Source organism: Kutzneria sp. 744 (genome assembly GCF_000568255.1).
In the GTDB taxonomy this organism is placed as follows: domain Bacteria; phylum Actinomycetota; class Actinomycetes; order Mycobacteriales; family Pseudonocardiaceae; genus Kutzneria.
Genome location: NZ_KK037166.1, coordinates 3,509,012 through 3,524,471, shown reverse-complemented (window position 1 = coordinate 3,524,471; position 15,460 = coordinate 3,509,012). Strand labels below are relative to the sequence as shown.

At 69.4% G+C, this 15,460-nt stretch carries 15 protein-coding genes and 1 pseudogene; 10 read left to right on the top strand and 6 right to left on the bottom strand.

The annotated features are described in order from the left end of the window. Positions 1–43: 43 nt before the first annotated feature. A complete protein-coding gene (locus KUTG_RS15715; protein ID WP_043717654.1) occupies positions 44–1,873 on the bottom strand; it encodes a glycoside hydrolase family 9 protein in 1,830 nt (609 codons plus the stop codon). 77 nt (positions 1,874–1,950) lie between these two features. Next, the gene (locus KUTG_RS15710) at positions 1,951–2,160 is read right to left on the bottom strand and encodes a hypothetical protein (RefSeq protein WP_043717651.1); all 210 of its coding nucleotides are present in this window, start codon (positions 2,158–2,160) and stop codon (positions 1,951–1,953) included. Positions 2,161–2,367: 207 nt separating this feature from the next. On the opposite strand from KUTG_RS15710, the pseudogene KUTG_RS15705 reads away from it, so the two are divergent. The 4 genes and pseudogenes from KUTG_RS15705 (at position 2,368) to KUTG_RS56340 (ending at position 4,833) form a co-directional block, all read left to right on the top strand. Further along, positions 2,368–3,066 (top strand): annotated as a pseudogene (locus KUTG_RS15705) (FAD:protein FMN transferase). Next, on the top strand, positions 3,063–3,569 hold the full coding sequence (locus tag KUTG_RS15700) for a ferric reductase-like transmembrane domain-containing protein (RefSeq protein WP_157494559.1): 507 nt from the start codon (positions 3,063–3,065) through the stop codon (positions 3,567–3,569). Before KUTG_RS15705 ends, KUTG_RS15700 begins: the two are co-directional and overlap by 4 nt. Continuing rightward, a complete protein-coding gene (locus tag KUTG_RS15695; protein ID WP_052394618.1) occupies positions 3,566–4,567 on the top strand; it encodes an NADH-ubiquinone oxidoreductase-F iron-sulfur binding region domain-containing protein in 1,002 nt (333 codons plus the stop codon). The genes KUTG_RS15700 and KUTG_RS15695 overlap by 4 nt, the downstream gene beginning before the upstream one ends. Then, a complete protein-coding gene (locus KUTG_RS56340; protein ID WP_084579356.1) occupies positions 4,564–4,833 on the top strand; it encodes a ferredoxin in 270 nt (89 codons plus the stop codon). Before KUTG_RS15695 ends, KUTG_RS56340 begins: the two co-directional genes overlap by 4 nt. On the opposite strand, the gene KUTG_RS15690 is transcribed toward KUTG_RS56340, so the two are convergent. Beyond that, positions 4,757–6,049 (bottom strand): cytochrome P450, encoded by a 1,293-nt coding sequence (locus tag KUTG_RS15690; protein WP_043729509.1) that lies wholly within the window; start codon positions 6,047–6,049, stop codon positions 4,757–4,759. The genes KUTG_RS56340 and KUTG_RS15690 overlap by 77 nt on opposite strands. A 346-nt stretch (positions 6,050–6,395) precedes the next feature. Here KUTG_RS15690 and KUTG_RS15685 point away from each other — a divergent pair, with 346 nt between their 5' ends. The 5 genes from KUTG_RS15685 to KUTG_RS15665 all read left to right on the top strand — a co-directional run bounded on the left by KUTG_RS15685 (position 6,396) and on the right by KUTG_RS15665 (position 12,375). After that, a complete protein-coding gene (locus KUTG_RS15685) occupies positions 6,396–6,794 on the top strand; it encodes a hypothetical protein (RefSeq protein ID WP_043717649.1) in 399 nt (132 codons plus the stop codon). Positions 6,795–6,843: 49 nt separating this feature from the next. Further along, positions 6,844–9,147 carry a penicillin acylase family protein gene (locus tag KUTG_RS15680; RefSeq protein WP_043717647.1) on the top strand — a complete coding sequence of 768 codons (2,304 nt, stop codon included), beginning with the start codon at positions 6,844–6,846 and terminating at the stop codon, positions 9,145–9,147. Positions 9,148–9,227: 80 nt separating this feature from the next. After that, positions 9,228–10,037 (top strand): M48 family metalloprotease, encoded by an 810-nt coding sequence (locus KUTG_RS15675; protein ID WP_157494558.1) that lies wholly within the window; start codon positions 9,228–9,230, stop codon positions 10,035–10,037. A 129-nt stretch (positions 10,038–10,166) separates the two neighbouring features. Further along, positions 10,167–11,201, top strand: a complete 1,035-nt coding sequence (locus KUTG_RS15670; RefSeq protein ID WP_043717643.1) for a saccharopine dehydrogenase family protein — start codon at positions 10,167–10,169, stop codon at positions 11,199–11,201. Further along, positions 11,176–12,375 carry a serine hydrolase domain-containing protein gene (locus KUTG_RS15665; protein WP_198047184.1) on the top strand — a complete coding sequence of 400 codons (1,200 nt, stop codon included), beginning with the start codon at positions 11,176–11,178 and terminating at the stop codon, positions 12,373–12,375. The genes KUTG_RS15670 and KUTG_RS15665 overlap by 26 nt, the downstream gene beginning before the upstream one ends. Here the strand turns inward: KUTG_RS15665 and KUTG_RS15660 are convergent. From KUTG_RS15660 to KUTG_RS15650, 3 genes are all read right to left on the bottom strand, one after another. Continuing rightward, the gene (locus tag KUTG_RS15660) at positions 12,339–13,193 is read right to left on the bottom strand and encodes a class I SAM-dependent methyltransferase (RefSeq protein ID WP_198047183.1); all 855 of its coding nucleotides are present in this window, start codon (positions 13,191–13,193) and stop codon (positions 12,339–12,341) included. The two genes, KUTG_RS15665 and KUTG_RS15660, sit on opposite strands and share 37 nt — an antisense overlap. A gap of 193 nt (positions 13,194–13,386) precedes the next feature. Continuing rightward, positions 13,387–14,394 carry a lipoyl synthase gene (lipA, locus tag KUTG_RS15655; RefSeq protein WP_043717640.1) on the bottom strand — a complete coding sequence of 336 codons (1,008 nt, stop codon included), beginning with the start codon at positions 14,392–14,394 and terminating at the stop codon, positions 13,387–13,389. Positions 14,395–14,430: 36 nt separating this feature from the next. Further along, positions 14,431–14,871 (bottom strand): hypothetical protein, encoded by a 441-nt coding sequence (locus KUTG_RS15650; RefSeq protein WP_043717638.1) that lies wholly within the window; start codon positions 14,869–14,871, stop codon positions 14,431–14,433. Positions 14,872–14,960: 89 nt separating this feature from the next. Between KUTG_RS15650 and KUTG_RS15645 the strand changes: the two genes are divergently transcribed. Further along, the coding region (locus KUTG_RS15645; RefSeq protein WP_084579354.1) for a TetR/AcrR family transcriptional regulator at positions 14,961–15,460 on the top strand (500 nt) is incomplete at its 3' end.

Below are 15,460 nucleotides of genomic sequence, written 5' to 3'. Positions count from 1 at the left end.
AGGGCCGGGCATCGCTGCCCGGCCCTACCCTTCGCCCTATTGCCTAACCGATCGAAGCGGCGTAAAGGAACCACGTCGAGTGCGGCAGCCACTGCTCCAGCCACCGCCAGTCGGTGTTGTGGCCGGTGAACGCCTCGCCCGGGTCCCAGGCCAGCCCGCGGCCGTCGTCGCCCTTGCCGGTGATGCCGTTGACGATGCCGCCGGCCGAGCGCAGCCAGCGCCAGGAGCCGGCCGTCTGCCCGTCCGCGTACTCCAGGTACAGCGGCTGGTCGCGGCCGGTGCCCTCCAGCATGCACACGTCGTACGGGTTGACGCCGACGATCCAGTTCAGCTGGTCCTGGGCGTAGGCCCGCAGGCTGGCCGCGAACGGTCCGGTGAAGAAGCCGGCGGCCAGGCGCGCGGCCGAGGCCATCGAGGCCAGGCGGGCGTTCTCCCCCTGCCACCAGGCGTCGTCCGTGCGCGGGGTGACGTTGTGCGGGAAGAAGTAGCCGGTGTACCGCGTGCCCTTGCCGTCCTGCACCAGCTGTCGCGCGTAGCCGAACGGGTTGGGCACCTCGCCGGTCACGTTCAGCTCGAACTGCAGCGACCGCCGCACCACGTCCAGCACCTTGGCCCTGGTCGTGGTGTCGGCGATGTCCAGGTAGGTCAGCAGGCTGACCACCGGCAGGCCGGCGTCGGAGGGGTGGAAGAACGGGCGGTCGGCGTCGTCGGCCCGCCAGTAGTCGTGATAGCCCTGCCACGACACCAGCCGCGAGCACAAACTGGCCGCACGCGCGTCCGCCGCCGCCCGATACGCGTCCTTCTTGGTCGCCTTGAACAACTCGGTGGCGGCCAGCAGCGCGTTGAAGTCGTCGAGGATGTTCTCCTTGCCGTCATTCAGCAGTGACACGTTGTTGACGAGGAGATAAGCGAAAGCGTCTTCGGCCGCGGCCAGATATTCGACAGACGTGTAGTCGCCGGACACCGGATAGGTGCTGGACCGGGCCAGCGCGGCGATGGCCAGGCCGCCGCCCTCGCGGAAGTCGACCTGCCGGGTGCTCAGGCTGCGCTGGGTCGGGTCGGCGCCGAGGTCGTCGGCCTCGGGCTGGCCGACCGAGCTGTAGAAGGAGCCGCCCTGGGTGTGCACGCGGGTCAGGTAGTCGGCGCCGAACAGCGCCTCGTCCAGCAGCCAGCCCTGCGCCGCCACCAGATCGGTGTTGTTGCGCTTGGCCACCTGGTCGTGCGAGGCGGCCAGCGCCCACGCGGTCAGGGGAACGGACAGCGTGTTGAAGTACGACAGGTTGGACAGCTGGGTGAAGTGCTTGCCCCAGTCGGCCGCCGCGTCGTACCAGCCGCCGCTGGCGTCGAAGGTGCCGCCGGACTTCAGCGGCAGCTTGCGGTCGGCCTTGTCGTACTGGCCGGAGCTGCGTGAGTCCTTGAAGTAGTGGATCAGGTGCGACATTGTGCGCCGCTCCAGCACGTTCGGCTCGATCCAGAACGGCTGCGAGCTGGCGCCGTCGACCGTGACGGTGTACTGGCCGGTGCGGTTGAACGCGGTGAGGTCGGCGACCCAGTAGTAGCTGGGCACGGCGGGCACCTGGTCGGCCAGCCAGTCCTTGACCGGGCCGACGTAGCGCGCCAGGCCGCGGGACACGGTCCTGCCGGTGGCGGTGTCGATCACCTGGTACGGCTTGGGCGCGGTGGACGCCCTCGACGCGGCGATCACCACGCGCTTGGAGGCGGTCGGCTCGTAGCCGACATTGTTGGCTAACACCAAGGGTTTCGGGCCGGCGTCGAAGCTCGGTGGTGGCAGTGCGGCCGAGCCGGCGACGGCGGCGGTGCCGAGGAGGAAGCGGCGGCGGGAAGGTGACTGCTCCGGTGCGGACTCAGACATTATTAGTAAACCTCCTTAACAATTTGTCACCCTAGGTGTCGGCTCGGTCACGGTCAAGGAGATGGCACAGCGAGGGCTCAGCTGGTCCACAGCTCCGCGGCGCACCGTGGACTCATGAACGCTCGGGAGCAGGGGATTCGCAGCGCCGCCGTGATCACCGCGGCGCTCGCGCTGGTCGGGGTCGGCGGCGCGGTGGCGGTGGCGGTGGCCGCCGGGGTCAGCCATTCCGACAGCGCGACCACCACGTCAACTTCGGACAGCCAGCTGTCCACGGGCACGGAGCCCATGGCCAGAACGGGGGGATCATGAACCCCCGGTGAACGCCGACGAGTGGCCGGTCTGGAGCACCACGGCCCGTGTTGTCGTCACGGAACCCGAAACCCTGGGGGCGGCGCGCGTGCTGATCGAGTCGATGCTGTCCGAGATCGACCTGGCGTGCAGCCGGTTCCGGCCGGATTCCGAGTTGATGTTTTGCCGGCCGCAGCAGCGGCCCGGTGCAGGTCAGCCCGCTGCTGGCGACGCTGGTCGAGGTGGCGTTGAAGGCCGCGGAGGACAGCGGCGGGGCCGTGGATCCGACCGTCGGCAGCGCGCTGTGCGCCCTCGGCTATGACCGCGATCTGTCCACAGTGGACGTCGATGGCGTGATCCTCGCGGTGACGGTTTCCGGTTGGCGCAGCGTCAAGTTGACCGGCAACACCCTGACCGTGCCGAAGGGCGTGATCCTGGACCTCGGTGCGACGGCCAAAGCCTTCGCCGCCGACTGCTGCGCACGGCTGGTCGCCGACGCCCTCGACACCGGCGTGCTGGTCAGCCTCGGCGGGGACATCGCGACCGCCGGCCCCGCGCCGGCCACCGGCTGACAGATCCTGGTGCAGGACCGCGCCGACGATCCGTCCTGCGTGATCACCATGCCGGCCGACAAGGCGATCGCCACCTCCAGCACGCGCAGCCGGCAGTGGCGACGCGGCGATCGCCTGCTGCACCACATCCTCGATCCCGGCACTGGCCAGCCCGCGCCGCGCATCTGGCGCTGCGTCACGGTTGTCGCCGACCACTGCGCCGACGCGAACACGCTGACCACCGCCGCGCTGGTCAAAGGCCACGACGCGTTGGCAATGCTGCGGGCCCACGACGTGCCGGCCCGGCTGGTCGCGGTGGACGGCTCGGTCCGAACCCTCGGCGGCTGGCCGTGATCTGGTACATCGCCCGTGGCGCCGGCGTGATGGCGCTGCTGATGCTCACGGTCTCGGTGACGCTGGGAATCGCCACCAGGCAAGGAAAAACCCTCGCCGGGCTGCCCCGGTTCGCTGTCGCCACCGTGCACCGCAACGCCAGCCTGATCGGGCTCGGCCTGGTTCTCACGCACGTGCTGACCCTGCTGTTCGACTCCTACGCCAACCTCAACCCGATCGACCTGCTGGTGCCGTTCGTCGGCTCCTACCGAACGTTCTGGCTCGGGCTCGGCACGCTGGCCTTCGACCTGCTGCTGATCGTGCTGATCACCAGCCTGAACCGGGCCCGCCTCGGGCTGCGCACCTGGCGGGCCGTGCACTGGACCGCCTACGCGATCTGGCCGATCGCCCTCGCCCACGGGCTCGGCACCGGCACCGACGCCACCCAGCTGTGGATGGGCGTGCTGGCCGTCGGCTGCGCCACCGCCGTTGCCACCGCCGCGACCTGGAGGTTCGTCACATGAGGCCGCTGCTCGACGCCGCCGCGCGGGACGAGGACGAGCACATTGCCCGCAACGGCCCGCTGCCCTGGCAGCACACGCCCGGGGCGCTCATCGCCGCCCTGGCCGAGGCCGGGCTGACCGGCCGTGGCGGAGCCAACTTCCCGACCTGGCGCAAGCTGGCCCGCACCTCGGTCGCCGACCGGCCGGTGGTGATCGCCAACGCCGCCGAGGGCGAACCGGCCAGCCGCAAGGACAAGGTGCTGCTCCAGCAGTGCCCTCACCTCGTGCTGGACGGCCTGCAACTCGCCGCCGAGGCCGTCGGCGCTCGTCGGGTCTACCTGTACGGAGCTGTTGTCCCGCAGAGAAAAACCGACCGGTATCCGATCACCTGTGTCGAAGCGCCCGACACGTTCACGGCGGGAGAGTCGTCGGCGGTGATGGCCGCCGTCAACGGCCGCAAACCGTTGCCCACCAATGACCGTCGCGACGACATGCTGGTGCAGAACGTGGAGACGCTGGCTCGCATAGCGCAGATCGCCCGCTACGGCCCCCGGTGGTTCCGCCGGCACGACACCTTCCTGGCCACTGTTTCCGGCGCTGTGCAACGGCCCGGTGTGTACGAGGTCGAGCGAGGTGTTGCCGTGCAACGGCTTCTGGACCTCGCTGGCGGCGTCGACACGAAGGCGGTACTGATCGGCGGCTATCACGGCACCTGGCTGAGGCCGCACGAGACGATCGCCGATCCGGGCGCAGGCGTGGCAATTGCCTTGCCGAACAACGAAAGCGGCCTGCGTAAGACCGCCGAGATCGTCGGCTACCTGGCGTCCCAGAGCACGAGGCAGTGCGGGCCCTGCCGCTTCGGCCTGCCGGCGCTGGCCGAGGCGTTGTCGGCCCGCCGCTGGGACCAGGTGCGGCAACTGGTCGGGCTGGTCGGCGGCCGGGGAGCCTGCCACCACCCCGACGGCACGGCCCGGCTCGTACGCAGCGCGCTGGCGGTTTTCGAGGAGGAGTCCCGATGAATGAACTGCACGTCGACTGGATCGCCTGCGACGGCCGGGGATTGTGCGCGGAACTGTTGCCGGAATTGGTTTCCGTCGATCCCTGGGGTTATCCGCTCATCGCCGACGCGGCGGTTCCAGCCCACCTCGAAGAACACGCGAGGCGGGCGGCACGACTGTGCCCCCGCCTCGCGATCAGCCTCAATGCGGTCAGTCCACCAGAACCGGCAGCTCGTCCACACCGTACACAATGGACACCTGCCGGTACGCCAGCTCGTCGGGGCTGACCGCCAGCCGCAGCTTCGGGAACCGCCGCACCAGCGCCGGATAGGCGATACGCAGCTCCATCTTGGCCAGCTCGGCCCCGATGCAGCGGTGGATGCCGTGCCCGAAGGCCAGGTGCGAGGACGCGGTCGGGCGGTCCGGGTCGAACGCCTCCATGTTCGGCCCCAGCGCCGCGTCCCGGTTGGCCCCGGACAGCGAGCAGATCACCACGTCGCCGGCCTTGATCTCCTGGCCGCCCAGCACCATGTCCTTGCGGGCGAAGCGCGGGAACGCCACCTGCACCACGGTCAGCAGCCGCAGCAGCTCCTCGATGAACGCGTTGATCGCGTCGTCGTCGGTGCGCAGCCGCTCGAACGCGACCGGATCCTGAAGCAGCACAATGGTTCCGAGCGCCAGCATCGAGGTGGTCGTCTCGAAGCCGCCGGTGAGCAGGCCGTCGGCGATGCTGGCCAGCTCCTCGTCGTCGATGGTGTCACCGTGCTCCTTGATGATCTGGCCCAGCAGGTCGTCGCCCGGGTTGCGGCGCTGCTTGGCCACCACGCCACGCAGGTACACCAGCGACTCGGAGATCGCGCCCAGCGAGGCGCTGGCCCCGCCGAACAGGTTGAACCGGGCCGCGCCCAGGCGCTGGAAGTCGTCGCGGTCCTCGTAGTCCACGCCGAGCAGCTCGCAGATGGTCAGGCACGGGATCGGCAGCGCGAAGGCCTGCATGAGGTCCACCGGGCCGTCCTTGGCCCCGGCCTCGATGGTGTCCAGCGTGTCGGCCACGATGCGCTCGATGCGCGGCGTGAGCCGGCTCAGCCGGCGGATGGTGAATTCCGGCGTCAACACCTTGCGCAGCTTCGTGTGCACCGGCGGGTCGGAGAAACCGAGGCCGCCCGGATTCTGCTCCGCGGTGATGCCGAAACTACCGGTGAGATTGGCGAAATCGTTGCTGAAGTTGTCGGTCGAGCCGAGTACGGCTCGGGACTCCTCGTACCCGGTGATCAGCCAGGCGCGGAACCCCAGCGGCAGCTTCAGGCGTGTGACCGGCTCGGACTCGCGCTGCACGCGCATGGCGTCGACCGGGTGCACCCCCTCGCGCTCCAGCGGCATGAGAGCGGAATCGGGAATGAAGGGGATACGCGACAGATCGAAACCGTCCTGCCCCGTCTTCGCCATCTGCCTGCGCACGATCCACGACGTAATGCGTGATGTAATGCGCGAGCCGAGCTTCATCATGAATTCAAGATACCCCATGGTCCCTGAGGGTCGTGCCAGCATTCGGCCAACCGACACGCCCTGGTCACCCGGTCGTTGCAGACGCCGTTGCCCGGCGGCGCACGCGTCCGCGTAGGCGTGCGCCTGCGTGACCCCGGGCTCCGGCCGCCCGACCGCTCGCTTGAAAAGCGGGTAGTCGCCGCGATGTGACGGCCGTTACCGGATCGCGTTCATTCCTCCGCCGATCGGAAATTGTCGAGCATGCCTCGGATCCACAGTGGATCTGCCGATCGGGGCAAGGGGCTTGAGCCGATCAAGGTTCCCAACTAGCCTCTGCCCACTCGATCGGTCAAGGGGGCCTCGGATGGGCGTGCAGGGACCGGGAAATCGGCCGCCTTGGTACGTGTTCGTGTTGGCGGTGCTGGGAGTCCTGCTCGTGCTGACCGCGGTGATCGGCTTCGGGCCGCGCTCTTCCGGCGGGCCGCTCCCCACTGCGGAACCGGTACCGCAGCCGTATCGGGGGACGGACACCCCCACTCCGACGTCGCTGCTGGGCGATCCGACCTCCGTGACGGTCGCCACCACGTCCTCGTCACGGGCCGTGGCCACCGTCACCACGGCGGCTCCCATCATCACGCCCACGACCACCGTGCCATCGACCACGACCCGTCGCACCACCACGATTGCCTTGACGGGCCCGGGAAATCCGCCCTACTGCTGCTGGTACGGCGGAGGTGACTGGGGCGGGCATCATCACCGTTGACACACGCACTGGTACTCTCGGTGACCGAGTGACGTCGAGAGGTTCCGCGATGCGAGTGCTCCGCCTGGTGCTCGCCGCAAGCCTCGTGCTCGGTCTCGCGGCGCCCGCCGCGGCCGTCGGCACGGGGCAAGCGGCGACGATCTACTCGGCCTCGGTGCGCCGCACCGAACACGGCATCCCCCACATCCTGGCCCGGGACATCGGTTCCGCCGGCTACGGCTACGGATATGCCTTCGCGCAGGACAATCTGTGCGCGCTGGAAGAGATCATGATGACGGCCAACGGGGACCGGTCCCGCTGGTTCGGCCCGAACGCCGACGCCGGTGATCTCAGTTACGGCCCGCTGACCAACCTGGCCAGCGACACGTTCGTCCGTTCCGTGCTGAACAACGGTTTCCTGCGCCGCGTCATGGACCAACCCGCCCCGTTGGGCCTGGACGCCCAGACCCGCCGGCTGATCGACGGCTACGTGGCCGGAGTCAATCGATACGTGGCCGAAGCCGCCGCGCCCTGTCATGGGGCGCGGTGGGTGCGGCCGGTCACGTCCGACGACATCACGCAGATGGGCTTTCTGTTCAGCCAGTTCGGCGGCCTGCACGAATTCCAGCGAGCCATCGCCGACGCCAAGCCGGCCGGGTCCACCGGGGCGGCAATTCCCCATCCGCGCTCCGGTGAGGAAGGCAGCAACGGGGGGGCCATCGGAGCCCACGGTGTTGTCGGCGGCGACGGCGCGGCCCTGCTGGCCAACCCGCACTTCCCTTGGCTGGGCGGGGATCGCATGTACCAGGTGCAGCTGACCGTGCCCGGCGTGATGGACGTCAGCGGCGCCAGCATCTACGGCACGCCGTTTGTCGTGATCGGACACACACAGCACCTGGCGTGGACGCACACCGTGTCCACCGCGCAGCGATTCACCCTGTACGAACTGCATCTCGTGCCCGGCGACCCGACCAGCTACCTGGTCGACGGCCGGCCGGAGCGGATGACCGAGACGGATATCACCGTGCCGACCGGGCCGGAATCCTCGGTCACCACAAAGGTTTACAGGTCGCGTTACGGGCCGGTCCTGGCCGACGGCTGGACCGCGACACACGCCGTCGCCGTGCGTGGGGCCAGCGCCGACAACGGGCGGGCCTTCAACGAGTGGGTGTCGCTGGACCAGGACGACAGTGTCGCCGAGCTGCGCGAGACGCAGAACCGGTATCAGGGCGTGCCTTTCGTGAACACGATCGCCGCCGACGCCACCGGTGTCGCCTACTTCGCCGACGCCTCGGCGGTTCCGCACGTCACCGACGAGCAGGCCGCCCGCTGCGTCGACACGCCCGAGGCGAAAGCGCTGTACCCCACCGAGATCGAGCTGGACGGGTCCACTTCGGACTGTGCATGGGGCAGCGATCCGGACGCCGTCGTGCCCGGCATCTTCGGCCCGAGCCGGTATCCCACGCTCAGCCGTGCCGACTTCGTCACCAACAGCAACGACAGTTCGTGGCTCACCAACCCGGCCGCGCCGATCACGTCCCTGCCGGCGATCTACGGACCGGTCGGGACCAAACGACTTCCGCGCACGCAGCTCGGACTGGAACAGATCCAGGATCGGATCGGGACCGGGTTCACACTGGCGAACATGGATGAGTTGCTGACGGCAGAACGGAATTGGAGCGCCGAGCGGGCCCGTGACGCCGCGGTGACGATGTGCCGGCACGATCCCTTGCTCATGTCGGGCGACGGCCGGGAGGTGGACGTGAGCGCGGGCTGCTCGGCGTTGGCCGCGTGGAGCGGCCGGAACTCGGTCGGCGACCGCGGAGCCGTGCTGTGGCGCGAGTTCTGGCTGCGTGCGGCCCGGGTGCCGGAGGTGTGGTCCGTTCCGTTCGACCCGAGCCGTCCCGTCTCGACGCCGAACACCCTCGACACGGACAGCCCCGGTGTGCGGCAAGCGCTTGCCGACGCGGTGCTTCGCTTGGCACAGTTGCATGTCCCGGTCGACGCGCCGCTCTCGGCGGCCCAGTACACCACGGTCGGCGGCGGCGAGCTGCCGGTGCCGGGGTGCGGAAACGTGGAGGGCTGTTATGACATCACCGCGGCCACCGACTCCGGGCTGCTGGGCAGCGACGGCCGATTCGGCGCTGTGACCATGGGTTCCAGCTTCGTGATGGCCGTGCGCCTGACGCGGGACGGGCCCAAGGCCCGTACCCTGCTCACCTATTCTGAGTCGTCCGACCCGTCCTCGCCGCACCACGGCGACCAGACGGTGTTGTACGGCCGGGGCGGGTGGGTGCCGGACCGCTTCGGCGAGGCGGAGATCACCGCCAGCCCGGAGCTGTCCGTGTCGGTTTTGTGTGGTCGTGGCGCATAGTTCACGCTCCGTCGCGAATCGACTTCATAACGTCTGTCGTCGGAGGTCCGCTGTGGACCGAACGGAAGTACGCTGCGCACGTGTCTTCGGTGGAGGGGCAGCCGGTTCCGGCTGACGAACAGGTGGTCGGCTCCGTGCTGCCCAGGGACCGAGACCTCGTCCGGTGGCTGGTCGCGGCCGGTGGCGGCTACCTGGCGGCCGCGCTGGTGCTGGTGCTGCTCGCGGGCGAGGACGCCTTGCGGGTGCTGGGATATGTCGTCGACGTCCCGATGGCCGTGCTTGCCGCCGCCGTCCTCGTTCGTGTCGCCCGGTTACGCCAGCTGCAACGCCGCACCCGGTTACGGCCGGCGCTGCTGGCGCCCCAGCTGGCCGCCGGGATAGCGCTTGCCGGGATCCCCGACGTCCGGGTCCGCGTCGGCTCGCGGGCCGTCGGCCGGTCCTATCGCGCCGGGCGGCACGGTGTCGTGCTGCTGAACGACTCGATGCTCGACCGCATCCCGCTGGCCACCACCTTTGTCGTCGCCCACGAGCTGGCGCACCTGGCCCGGCACGACACCCTGCGGCAGACCGTCGTCGCCGTGTACCTGCTCACTCTGTCGGCCTTGTCACTGTGGGTCCTGCCCTGGCCGGTCGCCGCCGTCGTCGCGTGCATCGCCCTCACGCTGGCCGTGACGTACACGTGGACGCGTGAGCTGGAGTGCGACCGGATCGCCTCCCGCTGCGCCGGGCAGCGCTCCGGTGTCGCCGCCATGGACGCCTTCACCAAGTGGCGCTCGCGCAACCCGCTGGTGCGGGTGTGGGGCGCGCTGAGTCACCCACCGTTGTCCTTGCGCCGCAACGCCGTGCTCGATCCCGAGCGGATGACCGGGTGGTTCGGCCCCAAGGACTGACCGATCTCCTCTCCGCCCTGCCCCATCGCGCCTGGTGAGCGCGCGCCCGCGTGAGCAGAATCGAGACGCGGGCCGCCGTTGTTGAGGTGGGAGCAGCAACGGCGGCTCCGGCTCGGCATACTCAGGGCCATGTTGATGGTCTACGGCGCCAACGGCTACACCGGCCGGCTCATCGCCCAGCTCGCGGGGCAGCGCGGCGAACGCCCCGTGCTGGCCGGGCGCTCGGCCGAGAAGCTGGAACCCCTCGCCCGTGAGTTCGGGCTGGAACACCGGGTCGTCCCCCTCGACGACCAGGACCGGCTGTGTGAGGCCCTCGGCGACATCGACGCCGTCGTGCACTGCGCCGGGCCGTTCTCCGTGACGTCCGAGCCCATGGTCGACGCCTGCCTGGCCACCGGCACCCACTACGTCGACATCACCGGCGAGATCGACGTTTTCGAGCGCATCTTCACCCGTGACGGCGAGGCCAAGCGCGCCGGCGTGGTGCTGCTGCCCGGCGCCGGCTTCGACGTCGTGCCCACCGACGGCGTCGCCGCCATCCTGGCCCGGGAGCTGCCCGACGCCGTCGAGCTGGAGCTCGCCTTCCTGGCCGGCGGCGGCATGAGCCCCGGCACCATGAAGACCACCGTCGAGGGCATCACCACCGGCGGCCGCGCCCGCGTCGACGGCGCCCTCGTCACAGTCCCAGTCGGCCACCGCTCCCGGGTCGCCGAGTTCGCCTCACGTCCCCGCCGTGTGGGTTCCGTCCCGTGGGGCGATCTCAGCACCGCCTTCCGGTCCACCGGCATTCCCACCATCACCACCTACACCGTGGTCCCCGAGTTCGCCGGCAAGGCCCAGACCCTGCTCGCCCCCATGTTCCGCTCCACCGCCACCAGGGAGTTCGCCAAGCGCCTGGCCGGCTTCATCCCCGGTCCCTCCGAGCGCACCCGCGCCGGCAGCCGCTGCGAGGTGTGGGGCCAGGTCCGCAACGCCGCCGGCCGTCAGCTGTCCATGACCCTCACCGGCCCCAACCCCTACCTGCTCACCGCCGACTCCGCGCTGCGCGCCGGGTTGAAGCTGATCGCCGGCGACGCCCAGCCCGGCTCCCACACCCCGTCCTCCGCCTTCGGCCCCGACTTCGTGGCAGAGTTGGACGGTGTCACCCTCAGCCCCGTCGGCTAGCCCCGGAACCGCCGTCGCCGTCATCCGTGCCGGGGAGATGATCCACCAGGAGTGCACGGGCTTCGCCGACCTGGAATGGCGCCAACCCGTCGCCCCCGACACCGTGTTCGCGCTGGCTTCCGTGACCAAGCCGTTCACCGCGCTGACCGTGCGGGGCTTGATCGATCTCGACACGACCATCGGCGCGTACCTCCCGAACTACCCGGCCGCGGGCCGGGACGTCACGGTCCGGCAGCTGCTGACTCACACCTCGGGCATCCCGGAGTTCCTTGAGGTGCCCGGCTTTCACGCCCGGAGCTATCTCCCGCAGACGCCCGGGGAGATCCTCGCCGCCTTCGCCGATCTGCCCCTGGACTTCGCCCCCGGATCCCGGTTCTCCTACAGCAACACCGGCTACTGGCTGTTGGGGCAGATCGTCGAGGCGGTCACGGGCGGTTCGTTCGCCGAGGCCGTCGCCGAGCAGGTGCTGCGGCCCGCCGGGATGATCGACACCCGCGTGCTCGCCGACGACGCCGTCATCCCGCGCCGGGCCCGTGGCTACTCCGAGTCCGGCGGCGCCACTCGCATGCCGAGCGTCACCGTCGCCGGAGCCGCGGGTGGCATGGTCAGCACCCTTGAGGACCTGATCCGCTTCGACCGATTCCTGCTGCGCGAGGACGACCGTGCCGCATGGATGCCGGTCACGCTGTCTTCGGGCCGGACCGAGGGCTACGGTCTCGGCTGGTCCGTCGGCGCCTATCGGGGTGTCGAGTTCGCCGGCCACACCGGCTCCATCGACGGCTTTGTCAGCCACTACCTCAGGTTTCCCGGCGAGCAACTGGGCTTCATCGTGCTCGGCAACCGCGAGGGCCTCGATGTCCACGCCCTCACCCGCCGCCTCGTCGAGACCCATCTTTCCCGGCCCGAACCCGTCGTGCCGGTTCCCGGCCCCGTGCCGGCCGAGCTCGTGGGCACGTATCGCGACCAGGACAGCGCCGTCACCATCTCGGCCGACGGCACGGCGACCTTCGGGCGCAAGCCCCATCACCTCCGGCCGCTGGATGAAGCCACCTACGTCTCGGCCGACGACCCCGACATCAGGCTTCGCGCCCACGGCAACGCCGTCACCGTGGAGTTCCCCTTCGGCTCGTTCACCGGCTACCGCGGGTTACGCAGTTTCACGACGAATGAATAGTCGGTGTTGCCAACGCCGACGTGGTCGAGCAGCTCGACGGCGAAACCTGCGCTTTTGGCTCGGGTGGTGAGCTCGGCGACGGAGAAGGTCCTGATCTTCAGGGCGTAAACTGTCTTGTCGACCGGCACCTCATAGAGTGGATTCTCGACGCCGTGATGGGCGGCGTCGGAGACGATGACCACGCCGTCAGGTCTGAGCAGTCGTCGCAACTTGACGAAGTCGGGCCATTCGGTCATGGAGGAAAGCGTGAAGGAAAGGATGATCACGTCGAACGCGGCGGCGGAAAGGCGATCGCAGGCGGTGGCGACGCTCCACAGGCGGACCTCGGCGGTGCCCTCAAGACGACTGCCCTCCAGGTTATCCTGGAACAACGCGGCCATGCTCGGGCAATTGTCGACGTAGGTCCACCTGATGTCCTCCTCGTCGAAGAACGGGATGGCCACGAGCTTGCCTGTTCCGCCGCCGAGGTCGAGCACGTGCAGCTGTCGACCCCGGGTCCACTGGCTCCGGATGAGGGCGACCACCTTGAGCTGGGTGCGCAGGAACCCGCCGGAATTGCGCTGGTCGTAGTTCGGGGCGATCTTCGCATAGAAGTCGCGGGCGTCGGCCACGGTGAACTCATGATAGCCGGCCCGCTTCCCGTCGTCCTTCTTGCCCGACCCCGATTTTGCCTTCTGTGCCGGCCGGCCGCCGAATTTCGGGGGCCAGAGCTGAACCTCTCGACCCTGGACGAACGCCAGTGCGGTCGCGGTCGCGGCCAGCAGCACCAGCAGAACGAGAAGGAGGACGACGACCCAGTTGTGCAGCAGTTCCTGCATCGTGGTCGAGTCCATCCGCTGCCCTCCGCTGTTCAATTCGGATAAGCGTCCGCACCGCGAACGGCAATTAACCCCATTTGTGTGGTGTTCTGTCAAGTGATGTGACGCGATCGAAACGCATTGCTCCGATCGGGCGAAGGCACAACAAAAACGGGCCCCCTCCGCGTGTGGAGGGGGCCGTTCGGGACGTCTGTCAGCGGGGTGCCAGCAGGGAGCTGGCTTCCTGGGCGGCGGTGCCGGCCTTGAGCAGGTGTTCGAGGTTGGCGGGCAGTTGCTCGCCACGCTTGTGCACGGCCTGGGCGTAGAGGCGGCCGGCCCGGTACGAGGAGCGGACCAACGGCCCGGCCATCACGCCGGAGAAGCCCATCTTCTCGGCGTCGGCGGAGTGGGCGACGAACTCCTCGGGCTTGACCCAGCGCTCGATGGGGTGGTGCCGGACGCTGGGGCGCAGGTACTGGGTGATGGTGATGATCTCGCAGCCGGCCTCGTGCAGGTCGTGCAGCGCCTCGGTGACCTCCTCGGGGGTCTCGCCCATGCCGAGGATGAGGTTGGACTTGGTCACCAGGCCGGCCTCACGGGCCATGGTGATGACCTCCAGCGACCGCTCGTAGCGGAAGGCCGGGCGGATGCGCTTGAAGATGCGCGGCACGGTCTCGAGGTTGTGGGCCAGCACCTCCGGCCGGGAGGAGAAGACCTCGGCCAGCTGGTCCGGCTCGGCGTTGAAGTCGGGGATCAGCAGCTCGACGCCGGTGCCGGGGTTCATGGCGTGGATCTGGCGCACGGTCTCGGCGTACAGCCAGGCCCCGCCGTCGGGCAGGTCGTCGCGGGCGACGCCGGTGACGGTGGAGTAGCGCAGGCCCATGGCCTGCACGGACTCCGCCACGCGGCGCGGCTCCTCGCGGTCGAACTCGGCGGGCTTGCCGGTGTCGATCTGGCAGAAGTCGCAGCGCCGGGTGCACTGGTCGCCGCCGATGAGGAACGTGGCCTCACGGTCTTCCCAGCACTCGTAGATGTTGGGACAGCCGGCTTCCTCGCACACGGTGTGCAGGCCCTCGCGGCGGACCAGCCCCTTGAGCTCCTGGTACTCGGGGCCCATGCGGGCCTTCGTCTTGATCCAGGACGGCTTCTTCTCGATGGGGGTCTGGCTGTTGCGCACTTCCAGTCGCAGCAGCTTGCGGCCCTCGGGGACGACCTCTGTCACACGCTCACCTTACGCTTCGCCCCAGCGTGTCCGGGGTCACGCGGCGGCGGGCACCCGGCCGCGCAGCAACGCGGCGAAGGCGCCGCCGACACGCTCGAGAACCTCGTTGGGCTCGGTGAACTCGGCCAGGCCGGCGGCCAGGGCGAGCATCCGGTGCTCGCGGGCGGTGGCATCGGCCAGCACGCCGGTGGCGTTGTCATCGAGCAAACGCCTAAGAGTGGGGTTCTCGGCGACGGCGCGGCGCCACGCGGCGGACACGGCGTCCACCCGGTCGCCCTCGGCGTCCGACAGGGCCAGCCCGATCCGAGCGGTCAGCGCGCGGGTCCACTTGTGGTCCAGCGCCAGCAGCAGCTCGTCGGTGTCGGCGAACACGGCGGCAGCGTCGGGGACCTGGGTGAAGGCCTCCTCGATCGTGCCGGGGTTGGCCAGTACGGCGTCGATGACGTCCCGGCGACGGTAGTAGTCGTTCCAGCTCATCGTCGTACCTCCGGTCTTCGGCATACTCGCGGTATGTCCGACACGAGGACCATACCACGGGTACGTACCGGCGGTATGTGGATACAGTTGTGAGCGTGGCGACAGCGCGGTCGAGACGGCTCGAGTACTCGGAATCCACCAGGGACGCCCTGGTGGACAGCGCCGTGGAGCTGTTCACCAAACGGGGCTACGCCGGCACCTCGCTGGACGAGGTGGCCAAGCGCGCCCGCGTCACCAAGGGCGCGCTCTACCACCACTTCAGCGGCAAGCAGGCGCTGTTCGAGGCGGCCTTCGACATCGTGGAGACGAAGGCGATGCGCCGCCTCGGCGAGATCGTCAGCGGTCCCGGCCACCCGTGGGAGACGGCCATGGCCGGCCTGCGGGCCTACGTGCGGGTCTGCCTCGACCCCGCCTTCCAGCGCATCGTGGTGCACGAGGGCCCGGTGGTGATGGGCTGGGCCCGCTGGCGCGAGGCCGAGGAGCACTACAGCTTCGGGGTGATCCGCGCCTCGGTGTCGGCGCTGGTCGAGTCGGGCGAGATCGAGGAGATGCCGGTCGAGGTCATGTCCCGCCTGCTCTACGGGCGCTG

Excerpts from the sequence above, each read along its gene's own strand:
- KUTG_RS15715 (WP_043717654.1), bottom strand. The coding sequence starts at position 1,873 with ATGTCTGAGTCCGCACCGGAGCAGTCACCTTCCCGCCGCCGCTTCCTC.
- KUTG_RS15710 (WP_043717651.1), bottom strand. The coding sequence starts at position 2,160 with ATGGGCTCCGTGCCCGTGGACAGCTGGCTGTCCGAAGTTGACGTGGTG.
- KUTG_RS15695 (WP_052394618.1), top strand. The coding sequence starts at position 3,566 with ATGAGGCCGCTGCTCGACGCCGCCGCGCGGGACGAGGACGAGCACATT.
- KUTG_RS56340 (WP_084579356.1), top strand. The coding sequence starts at position 4,564 with ATGAATGAACTGCACGTCGACTGGATCGCCTGCGACGGCCGGGGATTG.
- KUTG_RS15690 (WP_043729509.1), bottom strand. The coding sequence starts at position 6,049 with ATGAAGCTCGGCTCGCGCATTACATCACGCATTACGTCGTGGATCGTG.
- KUTG_RS15685 (WP_043717649.1), top strand. The coding sequence starts at position 6,396 with ATGGGCGTGCAGGGACCGGGAAATCGGCCGCCTTGGTACGTGTTCGTG.
- KUTG_RS15680 (WP_043717647.1), top strand. The coding sequence starts at position 6,844 with ATGCGAGTGCTCCGCCTGGTGCTCGCCGCAAGCCTCGTGCTCGGTCTC.
- KUTG_RS15670 (WP_043717643.1), top strand. The coding sequence starts at position 10,167 with ATGTTGATGGTCTACGGCGCCAACGGCTACACCGGCCGGCTCATCGCC.
- KUTG_RS15660 (WP_198047183.1), bottom strand. The coding sequence starts at position 13,193 with ATGCAGGAACTGCTGCACAACTGGGTCGTCGTCCTCCTTCTCGTTCTG.
- KUTG_RS15650 (WP_043717638.1), bottom strand. The coding sequence starts at position 14,871 with ATGAGCTGGAACGACTACTACCGTCGCCGGGACGTCATCGACGCCGTA.